We start from the raw sequence: 3,436 nt of genomic DNA, 5'->3' as shown, positions 1-3,436 counted from the left end.
CCCCCTGAGCCCCTCCTCCCTCACGCCGTCACCGGAAACATCCACAACCCGACGATTCCCAGCTGCAACCGCATGGCATCTCCCCAACGAATGCCTGGCCGGTTAGCGTGGGTCGATTCGGCTCCGGACTTCGGGTCGCTTGCCGCCACCCCCGCGCCGGTGTTGACTGCGGCCGTCTGCCGCGACACAGGGCCTCGGGAGTGAGCAGACATCGGACGCCGGAGCAGGACGTGATGACGCTACGAGCGAGGCTGTTGCGGATGTCTTCGATGGCGCAGCGTCGCGGCACGCTCAAGCGCGCCTTCGACGCCCTGGAGGGCCCCCGCCGCCCCCGCTCGGACTCCGAGGCCCTCGAGGCCACCGTCCGCGAGCGCACCGCCGAGCTGGAGGCCGCCAACGCCAAGCTGTCCCGCAGCCTGGAGCAACTGCGCGCCACCCAGGCCCAGCTCCTCTTCGCCGACCGCCTCATCGCCCTCGGCCGCATCGCCGCCGGCGTGGGCCACGAAATCAACAACCCCCTCGCCTTCATCCTCAGCAACCTCGAGTACATCCACCAGGAGCTCCAGCAGAAGGAGCAGCTCCCCGAACAGGAGCGCCAGGAGGTGCTGGAGGCCCTCGCGGAGACGCGCGACGGCGCCGAGCGCATCCGCCTCATCGTGCGTGACTTGCAGTCCCTGACGCGCGCGGAGGACGTGGGCACCGGCCCGTCGGACCTCGCGGCGGTGCTGCGCACGGCGGCGAAGATGGCCATGCACGAACTGCGGCACCGCGCCCGCCTCGTGCTGGACTGCGAGGGCCTGCCGCTCGTGCAGGGCAACGGCGCCCGCCTGGGTCAGGTGTTCCTCAACCTGCTGCTCAACGCGGCGCAGGCCATCGCCCCCGGCAACGTGGAGGAGAACGAGGTGCGCGTCGTCGCCCGCGTCTCCCTCCCCGGCCCCGTCGTCGTCGAGGTGCGGGACACCGGCTGCGGCATCTCCCCCGAGCACCGCGAGCGCATCTTCGACCCGTTCTTCACCACCAAGCCCCTGGGCGTGGGCACCGGCCTCGGCCTCGCCGTGTGCCACGGCATCGTCACCGCCCTGGGAGGCACGCTCACCGTGGACAGCCAGCCCGGCCAGGGCAGCACCTTCCGCGTCACGTTGCCCGTGGCCGGCGCCTTCGCCCAGCCTCGCCCACAGGCGGACGCGGCGGCCTGAGCACCGCCCCACGCGGCGGCCACCCCTCCAGCTCGGCCGCCACGCTCGTGTCGTAACGCGTCATGCCCACCATGGGCGGCGCGTAGACGTGCAACGACACGGCGCCATGGCGCGACGCGTTATGGAGGCGGTGGATGGTCTCCGGGCGCTCCAGCAGGACGTCGCCCTCCTCCGCGCCCGCGCGGGAGGCGGGCACGAGCCGGTCTCCCCCCCAGGCGAAGCGTGTCTCGGCGAGCTTCCCGCGCACCACCCAGGACACACCCGAGGAGCCGCCGTGGTCATGCACCCGGGACACCTGCCCTGGCAGCCAGCACAGGAGCAGCAGCTCACACGCGTCCGTGCGCCCGAGGACGCGGCGCGCGTAGCCCTCCGGGTTGAAGCGAATCAGGGACTGAAGCAACCCCCAGTCCACCCGGCTGGAGCGAAGCCGCTCCACGAGCCACTCCAGCGAAGGCAGCGCGTCGGCCCGCTCCGGGAGCGACCAGCCGAGCAGCTCGGAGACCTCGGGACAGCCCTCGTCCCTCTCATCGCCCACGTGCTCGCGCATGGTGTCCTCCCGAGGTGTACGTCGGAGTGTGAACATCGGGTCCGCGAAATCCCAGGGTGATGTGTTCCACACCCAGGTGTGACGCCTGGACAGTGGGCGAGCGGAGGATGCTACCAGAACGCGCGCGACATACGATTGCGGGGTGCGAGCACAGAGTGGTTGTGACGTGGCCATCGTCGGAGGCGGGGCCAGTGGGACGCTGCTGGCGGTGAACCTCCTGAGGTGCGCGAGAGCGCCCTTCCGGGTGGTCCTCGTGGAGCGCAGCGGGCTGTTTGGCCGGGGGCTGGCGTACTCCACGCGCAGCGCCCATCACCTGCTGAACGTGCCCGCCGCGAGGATGGGCGCCTTTCCGGATGACCCGGAGCACTTCCTGCGCTGGCTGCGCCAGACGTGGCCCGACACCGCCCCCGGCGACTTCGTGCCCCGCTACCGCTACGGCCTCTACCTGGAGTCGCTCCTGCGCGACATGGCGACGCGCGCGCCGCCGGGCGTCCAGCTCGAGCTGGTGTCCGACGAGGTCGTCTCCGCCGACGAGGAGGGAGGCCGCGTCCGGCTGGGCTTCCTGGCGGGAGGCTCGCTGGAGGCGCGCGCCGCGGTGCTGGCGCTGGGCAACGCGATGCCGGCGGACCTGCGGGTGCCCGACGGCGGCCTGTACGCCAGCGAGCGCTACCACCGCTCCCCCTGGGCGCCGCGGGCGCTGCGCGGCGTGGAGCCGGACGATTCGGTGCTGCTCATCGGCACCGGCCTCACCATGGTGGACACGGTGCTGTCGCTGGAGGAGCAGGGCCACCGGGGCGTCATCCACGCGCTGTCGCGCCATGGGCTGTTGCCCCACGTGCACCGGGGCGGCACGCCGGCCCCGGCCCGTCCGACGACGTACGCCTCGCCTGGCATCCGCGACGTGCTGCGCGCCCTGCGCCAGGAGGTGCTGCGCGAGTGTCACGCGGCCCCGGACGCCGACGGCCACCTGCACCCCATTCCCATCCGCATCCGCGCCGTGCTGCGCATCATGCGCCAGGAGGTGAAGCGCGCCACGGAGGCGGGGGCGGACTGGCGCACCGTGGTGGACGCGCTCCGGCCAGCCACCGTGCCGCTGTGGCACCGGCTGACGACGGGCGAGCGGCGGCGCTTCCTGCGCCACCTGCGCTCGCACTGGGAGGTGCACCGGCACCGCATGGCGCCGAGCATCGGCGACACGGTGGCGCGGCTGCGGCGCGAGGGCCGGCTCGTCATCCACGCGGGGCGGTTGCGGAGCTTCCGGCTGGTGGATTCGGGCGTGGAGGCGCGGGTGCGGCGCCGGGGCCATGCGGGTGAAGAGGTGTTGCACGTCCAACACGTCATCAACTGCACGGGGCCGGAGGGCGCCATCACCCGGGGGCATCCGCTGCTCAAGACGCTGGTGGACGCCGGCCGCGTGTGCCCGGACATGCTGGGCATGGGGCTGGCCACGGACGCGCACGGCGCACTGATGGACCTGGGCGGCCACGCCTCCGGCCGCCTCTACACGCTGGGCCCGCCGCGCCGGGGCGAGCTGTGGGAGACGACGGCCGTGCCGGAGATTCGCGCCCAGGCCCGCGGACTGGCCGAGCACCTGCTCCAGCGCCTGGGCACCTCGCCCATCAGCCGCATGCCGCTGGCGCAGCTGGGCGTTCCGCTGGACCGCTGAGCGCCGCCCGCTCTCGCGGGGCGGGCG

Annotated in this window: 3 protein-coding genes; 2 read left to right on the top strand and 1 reads right to left on the bottom strand. The window is 73.1% G+C overall.

From position 1 onward, the window contains the following. The first annotated feature begins 233 nt into the window (after nt 1–233). Nucleotides 234–1,196, top strand: coding sequence for a sensor histidine kinase (locus tag HG543_RS52540; protein ID WP_169352504.1), 963 nt, complete (start codon nt 234–236; stop codon nt 1,194–1,196). Here the strand turns inward: HG543_RS52540 and HG543_RS52535 are convergent. Continuing rightward, nucleotides 1,135–1,743: a cysteine dioxygenase gene (locus HG543_RS52535; protein ID WP_169352503.1), complete on the bottom strand. Its 609-nt coding sequence runs from the start codon at nt 1,741–1,743 to the stop codon at nt 1,135–1,137. The genes HG543_RS52540 and HG543_RS52535 overlap by 62 nt on opposite strands. Nucleotides 1,744–1,885: 142 nt before the next feature. Here HG543_RS52535 and HG543_RS52530 point away from each other — a divergent pair, with 142 nt between their 5' ends. Then, complete coding sequence (locus tag HG543_RS52530) at nt 1,886–3,409, top strand: FAD/NAD(P)-binding protein (RefSeq protein ID WP_343073664.1); 1,524 nt, start codon at nt 1,886–1,888, stop codon at nt 3,407–3,409. The last annotated feature ends 27 nt before the right edge of the window (nt 3,410–3,436 follow it).

The organism is Pyxidicoccus fallax, assembly GCF_012933655.1.
Classification (GTDB): Bacteria; Myxococcota; Myxococcia; order Myxococcales; family Myxococcaceae; genus Myxococcus; species Myxococcus fallax.
This window is presented reverse-complemented; position numbering and strand designations above follow the sequence as displayed.